The sequence below is a fragment of the Actinomadura litoris genome (genome assembly GCF_009733595.1).
In the GTDB taxonomy this organism is placed as follows: Bacteria; Actinomycetota; Actinomycetes; order Streptosporangiales; family Streptosporangiaceae; genus Spirillospora; species Spirillospora litoris.
The window spans coordinates 155430-174423 of the sequence record NZ_WOFH01000005.1 but is presented as its reverse complement, the minus strand read 5'-3'; the positions used below and the strand labels follow the sequence as shown (position 1 = coordinate 174423).

The 18994-nt window shown below is 71.1% G+C and carries 7 protein-coding genes; 2 read left to right on the top strand and 5 right to left on the bottom strand.

The window, feature by feature from the left end:
* Positions 1-83 precede the first annotated feature (83 nt).
* The gene (gene fabV, locus GNZ18_RS15530) at positions 84-1283 is read right to left on the bottom strand and encodes an enoyl-[acyl-carrier-protein] reductase FabV (protein ID WP_216651310.1); all 1200 of its coding nucleotides are present in this window, start codon (positions 1281-1283) and stop codon (positions 84-86) included.
* 34 nt (positions 1284-1317) lie between these two features.
* Complete coding sequence (locus GNZ18_RS15525) at positions 1318-14409, bottom strand: type I polyketide synthase (RefSeq protein ID WP_156217188.1); 13092 nt, start codon at positions 14407-14409, stop codon at positions 1318-1320.
* 212 nt (positions 14410-14621) lie between these two features.
* Here GNZ18_RS15525 and GNZ18_RS15520 point away from each other — a divergent pair, with 212 nt between their 5' ends.
* Entirely contained in the window at positions 14622-15437 is an 816-nt protein-coding gene (locus GNZ18_RS15520) for an AfsR/SARP family transcriptional regulator (protein WP_214615631.1), read from the top strand.
* 196 nt (positions 15438-15633) lie between these two features.
* On the opposite strand, the gene GNZ18_RS15515 is transcribed toward GNZ18_RS15520, so the two are convergent.
* Entirely contained in the window at positions 15634-16311 is a 678-nt protein-coding gene (locus GNZ18_RS15515) for a response regulator (protein ID WP_216651308.1), read from the bottom strand.
* Positions 16312-16521: 210 nt separating this feature from the next.
* Here GNZ18_RS15515 and GNZ18_RS15510 point away from each other — a divergent pair, with 210 nt between their 5' ends.
* Positions 16522-16725, top strand: a complete 204-nt coding sequence (locus GNZ18_RS15510; protein ID WP_156217185.1) for a hypothetical protein — start codon at positions 16522-16524, stop codon at positions 16723-16725.
* 905 nt (positions 16726-17630) lie between these two features.
* Here the strand turns inward: GNZ18_RS15510 and GNZ18_RS15505 are convergent.
* Together GNZ18_RS15505 and GNZ18_RS15500 are read right to left on the bottom strand one after the other, a co-directional pair.
* Positions 17631-18437 carry a class I SAM-dependent methyltransferase gene (locus tag GNZ18_RS15505; RefSeq protein ID WP_156217184.1) on the bottom strand — a complete coding sequence of 269 codons (807 nt, stop codon included), beginning with the start codon at positions 18435-18437 and terminating at the stop codon, positions 17631-17633.
* Positions 18438-18573: 136 nt separating this feature from the next.
* Positions 18574-18837: a phosphopantetheine-binding protein gene (locus GNZ18_RS15500; RefSeq protein ID WP_156217183.1), complete on the bottom strand. Its 264-nt coding sequence runs from the start codon at positions 18835-18837 to the stop codon at positions 18574-18576.
* Positions 18838-18994 lie beyond the last annotated feature (157 nt).

Genomic DNA, 18994 nt, shown 5'->3' with positions numbered 1-18994 from the left:
CGACGCGCGAGTCCCGCCCCCGGATCCGGGAGCGGGACTCGTCGGTGTCAGGTGTGGTCGGCTCGGGCCGGTGTCGAAGGTGGTCAGCTCGGGTTCGGCCAGGGGAGGTCGGTCTCGACCGGGACGTCGTAGTCGACGCCGGGGACGTCGAATCCGTACAGCGAGCGGGCCTGGGCACGGAACCACGGGATGTCGGCCAGCTCGGTGAGGGTCTCGGGGGTGATCGTCCGCCAGCGCTCGGTCACAGCCGCCTGGACCGGATCGGCCAGCTCCCAGCGGTCGAGGCGGATGCGGCCGGACTCGTCCAGGTCGGGCCGGTCCGTCGTGAGCTGCTCCCACAGCTCGACCGACTGCTCGACGGGGGACGGGAAGCGGTCGCCCAGGACGGCGCGGAGCAGGCTGGCGTAGAGCGGGATGCCGGGGGTGCCGGTCAGCGCGTGGCTGACCGCGGCGCCGTTCACCGAGGTGTAGGCGTGGCCGCCCACCTCGGCGAGCTGCTTGGTCAGGGCGTCCGCGGTGGACTCCAGGTCCCTCTTCGCCGCGCCGATCGTGCCCGCGCGGTAGATCGGCGCGGTGATCGGCGAGCCGATGTAGGTGAGGGCGACCGTGCGGAAACCGTCGCGCAGCAGCCCCCGGTCGGCCAGCGCGGTGATCCAGCGGCCCCAGTCCTCGCCGCCCATGACGCGCACGGTCGCGGCGGTCTCGGCCTCGGTCGCCGGGAGGTGGACGGCCTCGCGCAGGGACGCGGCGCCGTCGCCGGAGAACTCCAGGCTCCAGGTCGTGTACGGCGTGCCGAGGGGCTTGATCACCGAGCGGTGGGTGGTACCGGTGCGGGGGTCGGTGCGCCGGGGCGCGGCGACGCTGTAGATCAGGTAGTCCACGCCGCCGAACCGCTCGGCCAGCAGGTCCAGCGTCTCGGCCTTGGTGGTGTCGGCGAAGGCGTCGGCGTTGCGGAAGGAGAAGTCCGACCCGGACTCGCGGGCGATCGCCTCGGTCGCGATGGTGCGGTACCAGCCTGGCGAGGCGGTGCGGCGCCCGGCCGGGCGCTCGACGCTGACGCCCACGCCGTCGATGCCGTGGCGCGCCAGCCCCGCGACCGTGATCGCCAGGCCGTAGCCCCCGCTCGCACCGATCACCAGCGCCGTCGGACGCCGCGCCGGCGGCCTCCCGGGCGCGGACACCTCGTCCCACATCCGCGCGACGCCGCGGAAGCACCCGGCCGGATGCGATTCGAGCAGGAGATACCCATGGCCCGTCGGGCTGACGACCCGTGCGGATTTCATCATCATCTCCTCGGGTGGTGAGAGGCCCGTCCCATCAGGTTTCGAGCAGGGCCTGTTTGAGGTGCCGAGCCAGCTCGCCCGGTGTCGAGTGCTGAAGAATGGACGAGGAATCCAGAAGCAGGCCGGTCGCCGACTTCAGGCGGTTCCGCAGGGTGAGAACGGACAGCGAGTCGAACCCGAGTTCCCGGAAGACCTGGTTCGGCCGCACGACGTTCGCCGGCCCGAGCCCGAGCACCTCCGAGATATGCGTGCAGACCAGGTCGGACAGCGCCTCGTCCCGGTCGGCCTCCGCCATCGCCGCGAGCCGTTGCCGTAGCGATGTCGTGGAGACCGCGCCTCCGCGCGCGGTGCGTTTGGCGGTGGTCCTGACGAGCGACCTGAACACCGGCGGCAGCGCCGTCCCGGTTCTGGCCTGCCGGGCGAGATCGTCCAGGTCCAGCCTGGCCGGGATCAACACGGGCTCGCTCGCGAGGCGGGCGGCGTCGAACAGCGCGACGGCCTCCGACTCTCCCAGCACGCCGACTCCCGCGATCCGAGCACCGGGCGGTTCGTCGCCAAGCGCCCACGGACCCCAGGCCAGCGACACCGCCGGGGCGCCGCCCGCGCGGCGGCGCCGGGCGAGCGCGTCCAGGGCGGCGGCGGAGGCGGCTTCGGCCGCGGTTCCGCCGCCCGCGGTCCCGGCGAACGAGGAGCACAGGACGACGGTGGCCTTCCCGGCCTCCCGCCCGAGGAACTCCACGGCCGCGACCGTCGCGCGCAGGGTCTCGGCGAGCGAATCGGGGGTCGTCAGGTCGCCCGGCGGCGGCTGCGGTATGTGGACGACCGTGCTCAGCGGACGGCCTGGGGGTAGGCCCTCGATCAGCTCGCGCAGTGCCGGGTTCCTGGCGTCGGTGTGCACGACCCGGTGTGTTCCATGTGCGGAGGCCAGGTGCCGCGCCAAGCACTCACCCATCGCGGTGGGTCCGCCGGTGACCACCACGGTGGTGTCGGGTTCGGTGGGCCGCTCCGTGTCGCTGACCGGCTTGACCGGTACGAGCCTCGGCACCCTGACCTTCCCCTCGCGCAGAGCCAGGTGCGGCTCGCCGAACATCACGGCTCTCGGTAGAACTCGCCAGGAGCGTTCGTCCGCGTCCATGTCGACGAGCACGAAGCGGCCGGGGTTCTCCGCCTGCGCGGACCGGAGCAGGCCGGAGACCGCCGCGCCCGCGACGTCGACGGCGGCGTCATCGAACGCCGGTACCGCCGAGGTGGTCAGGAACACCGCCGTCGCCGAGGCCGGCGTCTCCGTCTCCAGCAGGGCCTGCACCTGGCGCAACGCCTCCCGTGCGGTGAAGCCGACCTCCCCGTCCGGCGGGACGCTGAACACGAGGTGGTCCGGCGCGGCTCCGGCCAGGGCGCCGAGTTCCGGGAATGCCTCCGCCCGCACGCCTGCGGCCGCCAGCCCCGCCACGGCGAGGAGCGCGTCCGGGCCGATGACCGCCCAGCTCGCCTTGCGCGGCAGGGATCTCGCGTCGTGGTGGTCGACCCACGCCTCCCGGTACAGCGCGTGGAGCTGCGCGGCCTTGGCCGCCTGCAACTGCCCCGAATCCGTCGGGGTGATGCTGACTCCGCCGACCTCGGCGACCGGGTCGCCCACGCTGTCGGCCAGCAGGATCGACACCGACCCGGCCTGGTTCGGGCTGATCCGCACCCGCAGGATCGTCGCGCCGACGCTGTGCACCGCGACGCCGCGCCAGGTCGTCGCCAGCCCGGGGCCGTCGCCGTAAGCGGCGTGGAGTGCGGCGTCGAGGAGCGCGGGGTGGATCGTGTAGGCGTCGGGCTCGGTGGGGAGGGTGATCTCGGCGTAGACGCGGTCGTTGTGGCGCCAGATCTGGTGGAGGCCCTGGAACGTCGGACCGTAGTGGTACCCCTGGGTGGCGAGGGTGTCGTAGGAGACGTCGAGGGGGCGCGCGCCGGTAGGGGGCCAGGTGCTCAGGTCCCAGTCGGCGGGGGGCGTCCGGGTGTCGAGGAGGCCGGTGGCGTGGCTGGTCCAGGGCGTGTCGGTGCCGGTGTCGGGGCGGGCGTCGATGCGGATGGGCCGCGCCTCGTCGCCGGGTGCGGGCTCTCCGATCTCCACGCGTAGTCGCAGGGCGCCGTGTTCGGGGAGCAGGAGCGGGGTGTGGGTGGTCAGCTCGCGGATCACGCCGTGGCCGATGTGGTCGGCGGCATGGGACGCCAGCTCGATGAAGACGGCGCCGGGCAGCACGGTGATGTCGGCGACCTTGTGGTCGGCCAGCCAGGGGTGGGTGGTCAGGGAGATCCGGCCGGTGAAGACCGTGCTGGCGGCGGCTTCGGTGACGGCGGTGAGCAGCGGGTGGTCGGCGGTGGTCAGGCCCGCGCCGCTGACATCGCCCCGGACGGGGTGGGGTGTGAGCCAGTAGCGGTCGCGTTGGAAGGGGTAGGCGGGCAGGGTGGCGTGGCCGCCGCCGTGGTGGTGGGCGGTGCCGGCGCCGGCGGTGAAGGCGTGTCCGGTGGCGAGCAGGAAGGTGGTCAGGTCACCCTCGTCGCGGCGGAGCGTCGCGATGCTGCGGGCGGACGCGGCGGTGTCGTCGATGGTGTCCTGGATACCGGGGACCAGCACCGGGTGGGGGCTGGACTCGATGAAGGTGTCGTAGCCGTCCTTGAGAAGCCGCCGTGTGGTGGCCTCGAACTCGACCGTGCCGCGAAGGTTGCGGAACCAATAGTCGGCGTTCAACTCGGTGGTGTCGATCCGCTGCCCGGTCACCGTGGAGTAGAAGTGGACGTCGCTGGGCCGGGGGCTGATCGGGGCGAGCAGGTTCAGTAGCTCCTCGCGGATCTGGTCGACGTGCGGGGAGTGCGAGGCGTAGTCGACGGGAATGCGCCAGGTCCGGACGTCATCGGCCTCTAGAAGTGTTTGCAGCTCATCGAGGGCTTGGACGCCGCCGGAGACCACGGTCGCTCCGGGACCGTTGATCGCGGCGATGCCGATGTCACCGTCCCATTGCTTCAGGCGGGGCCGGACCTGGTCGACCGGCAGCGCGATGGAGACCATGCCGCCCTGTCCGGCCAGGGCACGGATCGCCTGGCTGCGCAGCGTCACGACGCGCGCGGCGTCCTCCAGCGACAACGCTCCGGCGACACATGCGGCGGCGATCTCTCCTTGCGAGTGTCCTAGCACGGCGGCCGGACGGAGTCCGTGGGATTCCCAGAGCGCGGCCAAGGACACCATCACCGCGAACAACGCCGGTTGCACCACATCCACCCGGGTGAGGAGCCGCGCGCCGTCGTCGGCCAGCAGAACCTGAAGCAGGTCCCAATCGACGTGGGCGGAAATGGCGTGCGCACATTCGTTGAGACGGTTCCGGAACACGGGGGCGGTCGCGTAGAGGTCGCGGGCCATGGAATCCCATTGCGAACCTTGGCCGGGGAAGGTCAGCACGGACTTGCCGTCACCGGCCGTCCCGGTGACGACGTCGTCTGAGGGGACGCCCTCCGCCAGCGAGGTCAGTCCCGACAGCAGTTGCTCGCGGGTGGTGCCGACCACGACGGCGCGGTGCTCGAAAGCGGTGCGCGCGGCCAGCGTCGCGGCGACGTCGGCGAGAGACAGGTCCGAGTCGGCGGCTGCGGCGATCCGTGCCGCATAGGCTCGCAATGCCTGCTGGGTTCGGGCTGAGAGTACCCATCCCACTGGCCCGTCCTCGGACGGCTCCTCGGTGGCCGACTCTGATTGTGGTGCCTGCTCCAGAATCACGTGGGCGTTGGTGCCGCTGATACCGAACGACGACACCCCCGCACGGCGCGGCCGATCGGTCGAAGGCCATTCGCGGGCCTCGGTGAGCAGCCGGACGCCGCCGCTGCTCCAGTCCACGTGCGGGGTCGGCTCGTCGGCGTGCAGAGTGGGCGGCAGCACGCCGCGTTGCAGGGCTTCGACCATTTTGATGACGCCGCCGATGCCCGCCGCCGCCATCGTGTGGCCGACGTTCGACTTCAGCGAGCCCAGCCACAGGGGGCGGTCGAGCGAGTGTTCTTTTCCGTAGGTGGCGAGTAGGGCCTGCGCTTCGATCGGGTCGCCGAGCCGGGTGCCTGTGCCGTGGCCTTCGACCACGTCGACGTCCGCGCCGGTGAGCCCGGCGTTGGCCAGCGCCCGGCGGATCACCCGCTGCTGCGAGGGTCCGTTCGGCGCGGTCAACCCGTTCGACGCGCCGTCCTGGTTCACCGCCGAACCCCGCAACACCGCCAACACCCGATGACCGTTGGCGCGAGCGTCGGACAGGCGTTCTAGGAGCACCAAACCGGCCCCTTCACCCCAGCCGGTACCGTCGGCCGACGCCCCGAACGCCTTGCACCGCCCATCCACGGACAACCCGCGCTGCCGCGAGAACTCCACCAGCACTCCCGGCAAGGACATCACGCTCACGCCGCCGGCCAACGCCAGAGAACACTCGCCGTTCCGCACCGCGTGAGCGGCCTGATGCAAGGCCACCAGCGACGACGAACACGCCGTGTCCACCGTCACCGCCGCGCCTTCCGAACCCAGGAAGAACGCCACTCGACCCGAGATGACGCTCCCGCTGGTGCCGGTCAGAACGTATCCGTCGGCCTCCACCGAACCCTCGTGCATCGGCGGCCCGTAATCCTGGGACAGCGCGCCGATGAACACGCCGGTATCGCTGCCGCGCAGCGAGCCCGGTTCGATCCCGGCGTGCTCCAACGTCTCCCATACCGTTTCCAGCAACAACCGCTGCTGCGGGTCCATCGCCAACGCCTCACGCGGCGAGATCCCGAAGAACGCGGCATCGAACTCCCCCACGCCGTCGAGGAAGTAGCCCTTGTCGACATAGCTCTTGCCGGTGCGCCTCGGATCCGCGTCGAACAGGTCGTCCAGGTCCCAGCCCCGGTCTCGCGGCAGCCCGCCGATGACGTCCCGGCGCGACAGCGTCAGATCCCACAGTTCGCCCGGCGACCGGACACCACCGGGAAAACGGCAGCCCATACCGACGACGGCGATCGGCTCCTCCCTCCCCGCCGGGGCCGGCGCCGCCGGGGCGGCGACGTGGACGACCTCGCCCAGCAACTCGCCGCGCAAGAGCACCGCCAGTGCCGACGGGGTCGGGTGGTCGAACACCACGGTGGACGGCAGCCGCAGCCCGGTGACGTCGTTCAGCCGGTTCCGCAGCTCCATCCCGGACAGCGAGTCGACGCCCAGTTCCCGGAACGCGACGTCCGGCTGCACGGAGCCCGCACCGGCGTGGCCGAGCACGGTGGCGGTGTGCGAGCGCACGAGTTCGAGCAGCTCGCGATCGACGTCCTCGGCCGGGCGTCCGGCCAGCCGGTCGGCGAGCGACGTGCCGGCCGCCGTGACCGAGGTGGCCGCGCGCCGCGTCCGGACGAGTCCGCGGAACACCTCGGGCAGGCTCGCCTCCCGGGCCTGTGCGCGCAACCGGTCCAGGTCGAGCGCGGCCAGAGTCGCGGTGACCTCACCGGAGGCGAGCGCAGCGTCGAACAGCGCGACGCCCTCGTCCGATGGCAGCGGTTTCAGCCCGGTGCGGGCCATCCGAGCGATGTCCGCATCGCCCAGGTCGCCGGTCAGTTCGCTGCGCTCGCCCCAGAGGCCCCAGGCGAGCGAGGTCGCCGGGAGTCCGGTGGCGTGGCGGTGCTGGGCGAGCGCGTCGAGAAAGGTGTTCGCGGCGGCGTAGTTTCCCTGGCCCGCGTTGCCGATCGTGCCCATGATCGAGGAGAACAGCACGAACGCGGAGAGCCCGAGGTCGCTGGTCAGGTCGTGCAGGTTCCACGCCGCGTCCAGCTTGGGCCGCAGTACCGCGTCGAGCCGCGCCGGCGTCATCCCGGTCATCAGCCCGTCGTCCAGGGCCCCCGCCGCGTGGACCACGCCGGTGAGGGGGCGGTCGGCGGGGATCTGCGCGATGAGCGCGGAGAGCGCGTCCCGGTCGGCGACGTCGCAGGCGGCGACCGTCGCCTCGGCGCCCAGTCCGGACAGCTCGGCGACCAGGCCCGCGGCTCCGGGGGAGTCCCCTCCACGCCGCGATACCAGCAACAGGTCCCTCACCCCGTGCTTCGCGGCCAGGTGCCGGGCGAACAGCCCGCCGAGCGTTCCGGTGCCGCCGGTGATCAACACGGTGCCGCCGTCCAGGCGCCGGGGTACACCTTCCGGTACCCGTGGTCGGTCCTCTGAACCGGCCTTGGCCAGCCTCGGCACCAGGACCTGGCCGTCGCGCAGCGCGCACTGGGCGGCGCCACCGGCCAGCGCGGACGGCAGCGCGGCGAGCGAGCGACCATCGTCCTCGACGTCGACCAGCACGAGCCGCCCGGGGTTCTCGGTCTGCGCGGAGCGGAGCAGCCCCCAGACGGGTGCGGTGGTGAGATCGGGGGCGGGCTCGCCGCGTCCGGTCATCACGGCGTGCCGGGTCACGACGACCAGCCGCGCGTCCGCGAACCGGTCGTCGGACAGCCACGCCTGGACGAGGTCGAGCGCGTCGTTCAGCACCGTTCGGGCGGCTTCGGGAACGTCCGGCGCGTCGTCACCCGCGATGCACACGACCACGTCGCGCGAGCCGTCGGGCAGCTCGGGCAGCTCGGCGGCCTCATGCCGATCAACGGTCCCCGTCACCGCGCGCAGGCCGAACGGGTCATGGCCGACCAGCGCGATCCGGGTGGGCGGCTCCGCGGGCGCCGTCGGCGCGGGTACCCATTCCAGGTGCAGGACGGAGTCGTGGTCCGCGGCCGGGGCGCCGAGGTCGGCGACGTCGGCCGGAAGCATGGCCAGGGAGGTCACCCCGACGACGGGCGCTCCGGCACCGTCCGCCGCGCGCAGCCGGAGCGCGTTGTCCCCCACCGGCGACACCGCGAGCCGCAGTGTGGACGCGCCGGATGCGTGCAGCGTCACGCCTTCCCAGGTGTGGGGCAGCCGTATCCCGCCGTCGTTCGGCAGGACCTGACCCATCAGGGCGCCGTGGATCGTGGCGTCGAGGAGCGCGGGGTGGATGTCGAAGGTGTCGGGCTCGGTGGGGAGGGTGATCTCGGCGTAGACGCGGTCGTTGTGGTGCCACATCTTCTGGAGCCCTTGGAAGATCGGGCCGTAGTGGTATCCGAGGGTGGCGAGGGCTTCGTAGGAAGGGTCGAGCGGGCGTGCGCCGGGCGGGGGCCAGGCGGTGAGGTCCCAGTCGGCGGGGGGTGTCCCGGTGTCGAGGAGGCCGGTGGCGTGGCTGGTCCAGGGCGTGTCGGTGCCGGTGTCGGGGCGGGCGTCGATGCGGATGGGCCGCGCCTCGTCGCCGGGTGCGGGCTCTCCGACTTCCACGCGTAGTCGCAGGGCGCCGTGTTCGGGGAGCAGGAGCGGCGTCTGGACGGTGAGTTCGCGGATGGTGCCGCAGTCGACATGGTCGGCGGCGAAGAACGCGAGTTCGATGAATGCGGCGCCGGGCAGCACGATGGTCTCGGCGACCTTGTGGTCGGCGAGCCAGGGGTGGGTGGTCAGGGAGATCCGGCCGGTGAAGACCGTGCTGGCGGCGCCTTCGGTGACGGCGGTGAGCAGCGGGTGGTCGGCGGTGGTCAGCCCCGCGCCGCTGACATCGCCCCGGCTGGGTGTGAGCCAGTAGCGGTCGCGTTGGAAGGGGTAGGCGGGCAGGGTGGCGTGGCCGCCGCTGTGGTGGTGGGCGGTGCCGGCGCCGGCGGTGAAGGCGTGTCCGGTGGCGAGCAGGAAGGTGGTCAGGTCACCCTCGTCGCGGCGGAGCGTCGCGATGCTGCGGGCCGGGGTACCCGTGGTGTCGATGGTGTCCTGCACCCCGGGCGCCAGGACGGGGTGGGGGCTGGACTCGATGAAGGTGTCGTAGCCGTCCTTGAGGAGCCGCCGTGTGGTGGTCTCGAACTCGACCGTGCCGCGAAGGTTGCGGAACCAATAGTCGGCGTTCAACTCGGTGGTGTCGATCCGCTGCCCGGTCACCGTGGAGTAGAAGTGGACGTCGCTGGGCCGGGGGGTGATCGGGGCGAGCAGGTTCAGTAGCTCCTCGCGGATCTGGTCGACGTGCGGGGAGTGTGAGGCGTAGTCGACGGGAATGCGCCAGGTGCGGGTGCTCTCGTCCTCAAAAACTGCCTGCAACTCATCGAGGGCGTGAGCGCCACCGGAGACCACGGTGGCCCCTGGGCCGTTGATAGCGGCGACACAGATATCACCGTTCCATTGCTTCAGGCGGGGCCGGACCTGGTCGACCGGCAGCGCGATGGAGACCATGCCGCCCTGCCCGGCCAGGGCACGGATCGCCTGGCTGCGCAGCGTCACGACGCGCGCCGCGTCCTCCAGCGACAACGCTCCGGCGACACATGCGGCGGCGATCTCTCCTTGCGAATGTCCTAGTACGGCGGCCGGACGGAGTCCGTGGGATTCCCAGAGCGCGGCCAAGGACACCATCACCGCGAACAACGCCGGTTGCACCACATCAACCCGTGACAGAAGCGGCGCGCCGTCGTCGGCCAGCAGAACCTGCAACAGGTCCCAATCGACGTGGGCCGAGATGGCATGCGCGCATTCGTCGAGACGGTTCCGGAACACAGGGGAAGCCGCGTAGAGGTCGCGGGCCATGGAATCCCATTGCGAACCTTGGCCCGGGAACACCAACACGCACTTACCGCTCCCGGCGACCCCGGTCACGACAGCCGCCGAGGGTTCACCCTCGGCCAGAGATGCCAGCCCGGCCAGCAACTGCTCGCGGGTGGTGCCGACCACGACGGCGCGGTGCTCGAAAGCCGTGCGCGCGGCCAGCGTCGCGGCGACGTCGGCGAGAGACAGGTCCGAGTCGGCGGCTGCGGCGATCCGTCCCGCATACGCCCGCAACGCCTCCTCAGAGCGGGCCGATAGCACCCACCCCACCGGCCCCTCCGCAGAAGGCTCCAAGGTGACCTGTTCCGGTTGTGGTGCCTGCTCCAGAATCACGTGGGCGTTGGTGCCGCTGATACCGAACGACGACACCCCCGCTCGACGCGGCCGATCGGTCGAAGGCCATTCGCGGGCCTCGGTGAGCAGCCGGACACCGCCGCTGCTCCAGTCCACCTGAGGGGTCGGCTCGTCGGCGTGCAAAGTGGGCGGCAGCACGCCATGCCGCAGGGCTTCGACCATTTTGATGACGCCGCCGATGCCCGCCGCCGCCATCGTGTGGCCGACATTGGATTTCAGCGAGCCCAGCCACAGCGGCTGATCCGGCGAATGCTCGTTGCCGTAGGTGGCCAGCAGCGCGTGCGCTTCGATCGGGTCCCCGAGCTTGGTGCCCGTGCCGTGCCCCTCGACCGCGTCGACATCGGCGCCGGTGAGCCCGGCGTCGGCCAGCGCCCGGCGGATCACCCGCTGCTGCGAAGGACCATTGGGCGCGGTCAACCCGTTCGACGCGCCGTCCTGGTTCACCGCCGAACCCCGCAACACCGCCAACACCCGATGACCGTTGGCGCGAGCGTCGGACAGGCGTTCGAGGAGCACCAAACCGGCCCCCTCGCCCCAGCCGGTGCCGTCGGCCGACGCCCCGAACGCCTTGCACCGCCCATCCACGGACAACCCGCGCTGCCGCGAGAACTCCACCAGCATCCCCGGCGAAGACATCACCGTCACGCCGCCGGCCAACGCCAGAGAGCATTCCCCGCCCCGCACCGCCTGGGCGGCCTGATGCAAGGCCACCAGCGACGACGAACACGCCGTGTCCACCGTCACCGCCGGCCCTTCCGAACCCAGGAAGAAGGACGCCCGGCCGGACGCGACGCTTCCGGCGGTACCGGTGAGGACATATCCGTCGACGCCTCCATACGGACTGTCCAACCGTGGGCCGTAGTCACCCGCCATGGCGCCGATGAACACACCGGTATCGCTGCCGCGCAGCGAGCCCGGTTCGATCCCGGCGTGCTCCAACGTCTCCCACACCGTTTCCAGCAACAACCGCTGCTGCGGATCCATCGCCAACGCCTCACGCGGCGAGATCCCGAAGAACGCGGCATCGAAATCCCCCGCGCCGTCGAGGAAGCCCCCATGCCGGACGTAGGCCCGGCCGGAGGCCGCCGGGTCCGCGTCGAACAGGTCGTCCAGGTTCCAGCCCCGGTCTCGCGGCAGTTCCGATATCGCGTCGCGCCCCGACAGCGTCAGATCCCACAGTTCGCCCGGCGACCGGACACCACCGGGAAAACGGCAGCCCATACCGACGACGGCGATCGGCTCCTCCCTCCCCGCCGATGCGGGAGCGACGATGCTCACCGCGTTGTCCGCACCGGTGAGTTCCGCGTGCAGGTATGCCGCAAGCCGCTCGACGGTCGGATGGTCGAACACCAGCGATCCGGACAGGACCAGCCCGAGTTCGCGGGAAAGCCCGTCGGTCAACTCGACGGCGGTCAGTGAGGTGAGCCCGAGGTCCTTGAACGACGTCGTCATGTCGACCGTGTCGTATTCCAGAACCGCCGCGAGGTGCCTGCGCACCAGGTCGCGCACTCCCTCGCGATCGCGGACGGGCAGCGGCTGCGCCGCGCGTTCGGCCTCCCGCGTTTCACCGATCCAATGGCGACGGCGCTGAAAGGCGTACGTGGGCAGCGCGACTCTGCGGCCGCCGTTGGTCAGCGGCGTCCAGTCCACGACGGCGCCGGTCGCGTGCATGGTTCCGAGCACCCTCAGAAGCGTGCGGACCTCGGCCTGCCCGCTCCGCAGCGTGGAGGCCGTTGCCGAGGTGTTGTCGGCGAGCGTTTCCCTGGCCATTCCGACGAGTACGGGCTCGGGGCCGAGTTCGAGAAACCGGGAGACGCCCGCGTCCCGGAGGGTGCGGATTCCGTCCGCGAAGCGGACGGCATCACGGATGTGGCGTTTCCAATACCCGGGGTCGGTCAGCTCGGCCGTCTCGGCGAAGCGCCCGGTGAGGTTCGAGACGATCGGGATCCGCGGGGCGTGGAAGGCCAGCCCGCTGACGGCGTCGGCGAACTCGTCCAGGATCCCGTCGAGGTGGTGGGAGTGGAAGGCGTGGCTGACGTTGAGCCGCTTGGTCTTCACCCCCGTGGCCCGGAAAACTTCCGCCAGCGCGAGCACCGGTCCGGTGTCGCCGGAGATCACGACCGAACCGGGGCCGTTGACCGCCGCGACGCCCACCCCCGAGACGGGGAGCAGCGCCCGCACGTCGTCCTCGGCCGCGTTCACGGCCACCATCGCCCCTCCGGCCGGCGCCGCCTGCATCGACCGGCCGCGCGCCGCGACGAGCGCGCAGGCGTCGGGCAGCGACAGCACCCCCGCGACGTGTGCGGCGGTGACCTCGCCGATCGAATGGCCGATCAGGTGATCCGGACGCACTCCGAACGACTCCACCAGCCGGAACAGCGCCGTCTCCAGCGCGAACAAGGCCGCCTGCGTGAACCGGGTCTCCTCCAGCGGGGCGGCGTCGGACCACATGATCTCCCGCAGCTCCGCGTCCAGCAGCGGATCGAGTTCCGCGCACACGGCGTCGAGGGCCTCGGCGAACACCGGGAACTCCGCGTGGAGCCGCCGTCCCATACCGGTTCGCTGCGCACCCTGCCCGGTGAACATGAACGCCGTGCCGCCCTCGGAGACCTCGCCCGACACCACGTTCGGCGCGGGACGGTCCGCCGCGAGCGCGGTCAGGCCGCCGACCAGTTCGGCCGCGTCCGCGCCGAACACGGCGGCGCGGTGCGCGAACGCGGCGCGGGTGGTGGCCAGCGAGAATCCGATGTCGAGCGGACGGGGGGCGTCCGGTGCGGCGACGTGCTCAGCCAGCCGGGCGGCCTGGGCGCGCAACGCCTCGGCGGTGGCGCCGGACACCAGCCAGGGGACCGTGCCCGCGCTCTCGGGACGGCCCCCTTCGCCCGGTGCCGCATCGGGGGCCTGCGCGAGCACCAGGTGGCAGTTCGTCCCGCCCATCCCGAACGACGACACACCCGCCACCCGCAGCCCGTCGCGCGGCCACCCGCGCAGTTCGGTGGCGACCTCGATGCCCAGCCCGGCCAGGGGCAGGTCGTCCGGCGGAGCGACGAAGTTCAAGCTCGCGGGGACCTGCCCCCGGTGGACGGCCAGCGCCGCCTTGATGAAACCGGCGATCCCCGCCGCGCCCTCCAGATGCCCGACGTTGGTCTTCGCCGAGCCCACCACCAGCGGGCGGTCCCGGTCGGCGAAGACCGCGGCCAGCGCCGCCGACTCCACCCGGTCCCCGACCGGTGTGCCGGTGCCGTGCAGTTCCACGTAGCCCACGTCGGCGGGGTCGGACCCGGCGTCGGACAGGGCCAGCCGCAGCACCTTCTCCTGTCCCGACCGGCTCGGCCGGGTCAACTGCTCGCCGCCGCCGTCGTTGTTCACCGCGCCGCCGCGGATCACGCACAGCACCTCGTGGCCGTGGACGCGGGCGTCCGCCAGCGGCATGAGGACGACCATTCCGGCACCCTCGCCGCGCACGTACCCGTTGGCGCGCGCGTCGAAGGTGTAGCAGCGGCCGTCCGGCGACAGGGCGCCGAACCCGCTCGCGGTCGCCGTCGACTCCGGCGCGAGGATCAGGTTCACCCCGCCCGCCAGCGCCCACGCCGACTCGCCCCGGCGCACGCTCTCGTACGCCTGGTGCAGGGCGACCAGGGCCGAGGACTGCGCCGAGTCCACCACCGCGCTCGGGCCGGTCAGTCCCAGGAAGAACGAGATCCGGTTCGCGAGGATGCCGCGCTGGAGCGCGGACAGGGTGAAGCTGTCGACCGCTCCCTCGCCCTGGTCGTGCACCAGCCTGGAGTAGTCGTCCCCCATCGCGCCGACGAAGACGCCCGCGCGGTCGCCGCGCACCGTCGAGGGCTCGATTCCCGCGCGTTCGACGGCCTCCCATGCCAGCTCCAGCAGCAGCCGCTGCCGCGGATCCATCGCCGCCGCCTCGCGCGGCGACACCCCGAAGAAGCCCGCGTCGAAATCCGCGACCCCGCCGATCAGCCCGGCCCGGCCCGCCCGGGTGCCGACGTGCGCGGCGCGGTCGGCGGGCACCTCGCCGACGGCCTCTCGGCCGGCCGAGAGCAGGTCCCAGTACGCCCCGGGCGAGTTCGCGCCCGGAAAGCGGCACGCCAGCCCGACCACCGCGACGACGTCGTGACCATTGGATATCCCGGAGTTATCTGTCATGGCAGCGGGTTCTCACTCTGCTCTCAGGGACGGGCCGGAGCACCGGACGCGAACTCTTCGTCCATGGCAATGCGACGAAGGTTGTATCGACGCGACCCGACATGATCACCGGCGTGGGATCTTCGCCCCTGAGCGTTGCAAGCCCGGCAAAGGGCTCGGCAGAATCTGAATCGAGGCCTCGACCCATCGGACACCAGGTAAAGGATTCACCAGTGTTGCGATTCAAGGTGCTCGGCCGCCTCACCGTCACCAACGATCTCGGTGACTGCACGCCGACCGCGCCGATGGTGCGGCGTGTGCTCGGGCTGCTGCTCCTGTGCACGAACAACATCGTCACGCTCGACGCGATCATCGACGAGCTGTGGGGCGACAAACCGCCCAAGAGCGCCGTCCCCACCGCGCAGACCTACATCTACCAGCTACGGCGCCAGTTCGAACCGTGGCTGCCCGCCGATACCGTCGAGCAGGTGCTCGGCACCTACGGCACCGGTTACATACTCCGGGTGAACCCCGACCAGCTCGACCTGGAGGCGTTTCTCAAGCTGGCCGAGCAGGGGCGCACCGCGCTCACCGCCGGTGATCCGGCCGCGGCGGCGCGGCTGCTCCGGCAGGCGCTCGACCTCTGGTCGGGGCCGGCGCTGGCCGACGTGACGGCGGGACGGGCCATCGAGGCGCACGTCGTCCATCTCATGGAGCAGCGGTCGCACACCCTGGAACTGCGCATCCAGGCCGACGCGATGCTCGGCGGGCACCGGGAGCTCGTCGGAGAGCTGAAGGCCATGCTGCTGACCAACCCGCTCAACGAGTGGTACCACGCGCAGCTCATCAAGGCGCTGGCCAGCATCGGCAGGCGGCACGAAGCGCTGCTCGCCTACCAGGACCTGCGCAAGACACTGTCGATCGAACTCGGGCTCGAACCGTCGGACGTGCTGCAACGGCTGCACCAGGAAGTGCTGACCGGACGCGACTCCTGGTCGGACTGGCTCACCCCGGGCGCGGCCGCGAAGCGGCTCCCGGCCGACAGCTAGGACGACGCGGCCGGACCCGGGGGCCGGGTCCGGCTGCCAGGAACCGTCCGCCGCGGAGCGACCGGCCACCGTCGATGATGACGGTGCGCCCGGTACTCCAGGGCGCGGCACACTCCAGGGCGCGGCACGCTTCAAGGTGCGGCACGCTCCAGGGCGCGGCAGCCTTCTCCGGTTTGCCACGCTCCACGGGTTGCCTCTACGGATTCCAATAAAGGTCTTGCCCGGCGGGGGTGATGATGCCGCCCGCGATCGCCTTGTTGACCGCCTCAAGCCTCGTGCGGGCGCCCAGCTTGGCGAAAATGGCCCCCAGATGGCGTTTCACGGTGCCCTCGGCGATGGTCAGCCGCCGTGAGATCTGCCGGTTGCTCATCGCCTTGCTCACCAGTGTCAGAACTTCGAGCTCGCGTTCGGTGAGCACCTCTGGATAGTTCGCCGCCGAGGCGATATGGGTCAGCGCGTCCGCGGACACGTGCAGCACAATGCGGCTGTCGTCGGCGCACACCGCGCGGATACTGGAAACCAGGTCGGTGCGGCTCACCGACTTGATGAGATAGCCGCGAACACCGCAGTCGAGCAATTGACGCAGCAGCACCGGCGCATCGGTCATGCTCACGACCAGGATTCGGGCGCCCGGCGCTACGGCGCGAATGGCGTGCACGGTCTCGGTGACCGACTCGCCGGAAATATCCGCGTCCAGCAGAACGGCGTCGGGTTGTTCGGTCCGGCAGGGTTCGATACCGGACGCACCGCTGGCCGCGTCGCCGACCACGACCATATCCGGTTCCACGTCGAGCGCCTCGCGCATCATCTCGCGCAGCATCGTGTGGTCGTCGATCAGTACAATTCGTAGCTGACTGTCGTGGCCTTTCGGCATCATCCACTCCCCCAGCGGGAACGACGATTCCTACAGCGGTGCGGGCATCCTCGGGAGATCGAGCACAGAGAACTCTCCGTCGAGCAGCCGCGTTCGCGCCGGGGCGGGTGGGAGCCCGTTGCCATCCGGCTTCGCGAAGGCCGGGCGGCCTCCCGCGACACGGCCGGCGACTACAACGCTGGTGGCCTGGTCGGGTCTCTCCTCGCCGAGGTGACTCCGCAGGGTTCGTTGGACGGCGCCGTCGACGGTGACGTGCCGGAGGTCGCGCACGAGGCGGCGGCCTTCACCGGACCCGCCCTCGCGGATGGTGTCCGGCAGAGGTCTTCCGCGTGCCCGGTGACCGAGGCCGCCCGCCGGCTCGCGCTCCGCGAGCAGACACAGGCGGTCGAGTCCGATCGGCCGATGTTCCCTTAATTCCCGAGCCGCACAAGCTGCCACATTCCCCATCCCCATCACCCCCCCGAACGCTCGTCTGTGACATCTGTCACTACGATTCCGTTGTTCGCAACGATGATCATCCAGAGGTTACCGCACGGCAGGAGTATGAGCAAACATGGCGCATTCAACTGAATCCAGCACCCGAACGCGGACGGATCTGGTCAGCTTCGGCCCCGCCGAGGGCAAGCGTCGCGCCATTCCGAGCCCTCGGGACCAAGCGGTTGCTTCAGGCACGGATGGGCGGTCACGGGTGCCTGGCCGCCGCGCCAGTACTTCCCCGGGGCGCGGGCCTGTCACCATCTGATGCGACGAACTTCGGGCCGTAGCGCGAGCACCTGACAATAGACCCGCTAACCCTCGATTGAAACACGCCCGCCGACGTCATGGGCGAACATCCACTAACAGCCGGGAAACCGGTGGGCGGCATCCGGTTGAGCCCGAAACGTAAACCACCCAATCCCTGAAGCTTCGCAATCCGCGCGCGCCGCGGCCTCGGCCGGTCCCCGTCCCGGCGCGGGCGTCGCCCGGGAGCACGGCGGCCTCGACGCCGAGCGGCGCCGGAGCGGTGGCCACCGGCCGCGGTCGGCCCGGAGCGGGACGTGAGGTCCCGGAACGGCGGCGCCCGCCCCGTCAGGTGTGTGTGGCGCGGACTCCGGCAGGGCACATCGGCGCGGCCCGGGGCGGGCACGGCGACCCCGGCCCGCCGACATGGGCGGGCGGCCTCGCCGCACTCTCGCACACCGGGCCGACCAAACCCGAGCACACCGAAGCCGAGCCCTCACCCGCCGTCCTCGCCCGCCGCCGGGCATGCGATAGCAAGTCGCCTTGACCTCGAAACTCAGACCTCCTGAGGTGTCACAGCGTCGAATGCAATGGCCACGTCACTTCGGTATCCGGACGATGGTCGTGTATGCGTGGTTGGTGACCATCTCAAATTCCGGATCAAGAAGCGTCTCCAGCATCATGGTGATGTCCGCCTCGGTCAGGCCGGTCTGGTTCAAGAGGAAGGACTCCATCATGGAGATGTGCATGCGGGCGAGTTTCGCGCTCGGCTCCCCGCCCCGGCCGGGCGCCTGGTAGTCCCGCACCGTGATGTCCTCGTATCCGGCGGCGGACAGCACGTCCCGGGTGCGCGACGCCCAGGCCAGATCCATTCCCGTCTGCTCGCCGAGTTTGTGCACGGCGCTGTGGAACTCATCGAAGACGCGTTCCTTGTATTCGTCCACGGGCGATCTGATCAGGCTCCCGTCAGCGCAGGCGCAGGCCCAGTCGGTGAGCACCAGCGCGCCACCGGGACGCAGGTGCTCCGCCAACCTCACCGCGATGGCGTCCCGGTCGACCAGGTGCATCAGCAGCAGCCGGGCGTGGATCAGGTCGAACTTCGGCTCCGGCCACGGGTCGGCGGTGAGGTCGTGGCGGATCGCCTCGATCCGCGGGTGGTCGGGCACGTGCTGCGGTTTGAGGTCGCTGGCCACCACGTGCCCGTTCACGCCGCCCCGCGCGGCCAGCCAGCGGGCGACCGAGCCGTCCCCGGTGCCCACGTCCCAGCTGCGGTAACCGTGGCTGACGACCACCTCGCCCAGCACGCCGAACGTCTCCCGGTTAAGGATCTGGGCGAGCAGGGCCAACTGCTCGCCCGCCACCGGCGCGTCATTGTCGAAGCGTTCCTCGTGGTCTGTGTTGTACATGGGGTTCTCCTGTCGCTCGCGCCCGGTGAACGTCCCGTCCCGCCCGGCTCCCGGGCCCCCGGGCCGACCGGGACCCTCGGGCCGACCGGGGCGGCCCCCGGGCTCCCGGGGCCTTCGGGGGGCCGCCGGTGTGCGCCTACGGCTGGACCGACGCGGGCATCAGCTCGTTGACCACTTCGACGAACTTCGTCGGCGTCGAGTCCTTGTCCGTCCCCTCGCCCGGCAGACTGATCCCGAGTTCCCGCTCGACCGAGACCACCACCTCGACCATCGCGATCGAGTCGTAGCCGAGATTGGCGAAGGTGATTTCTCCGATGTCGCCGTCCAGGTCGAAATCCTCGTCCTCACCCGCCGCCTGCCGGATGTATCCCACCAGGTCCGCCAGGGTAAAAGTCGCCATGGAAACGCCCTTCTCCTCGTCCTGAAACCCAACATCGCCGGACGGCCTAAACACTCGATCGAGTTCCAATCGACGGCGATGCGGCCTGGCCCGGGGCTCGAACGAGGCTCCGCGGGACATGACGACGCTGTCCGAATGCGCGCACCTGAATCAAGCT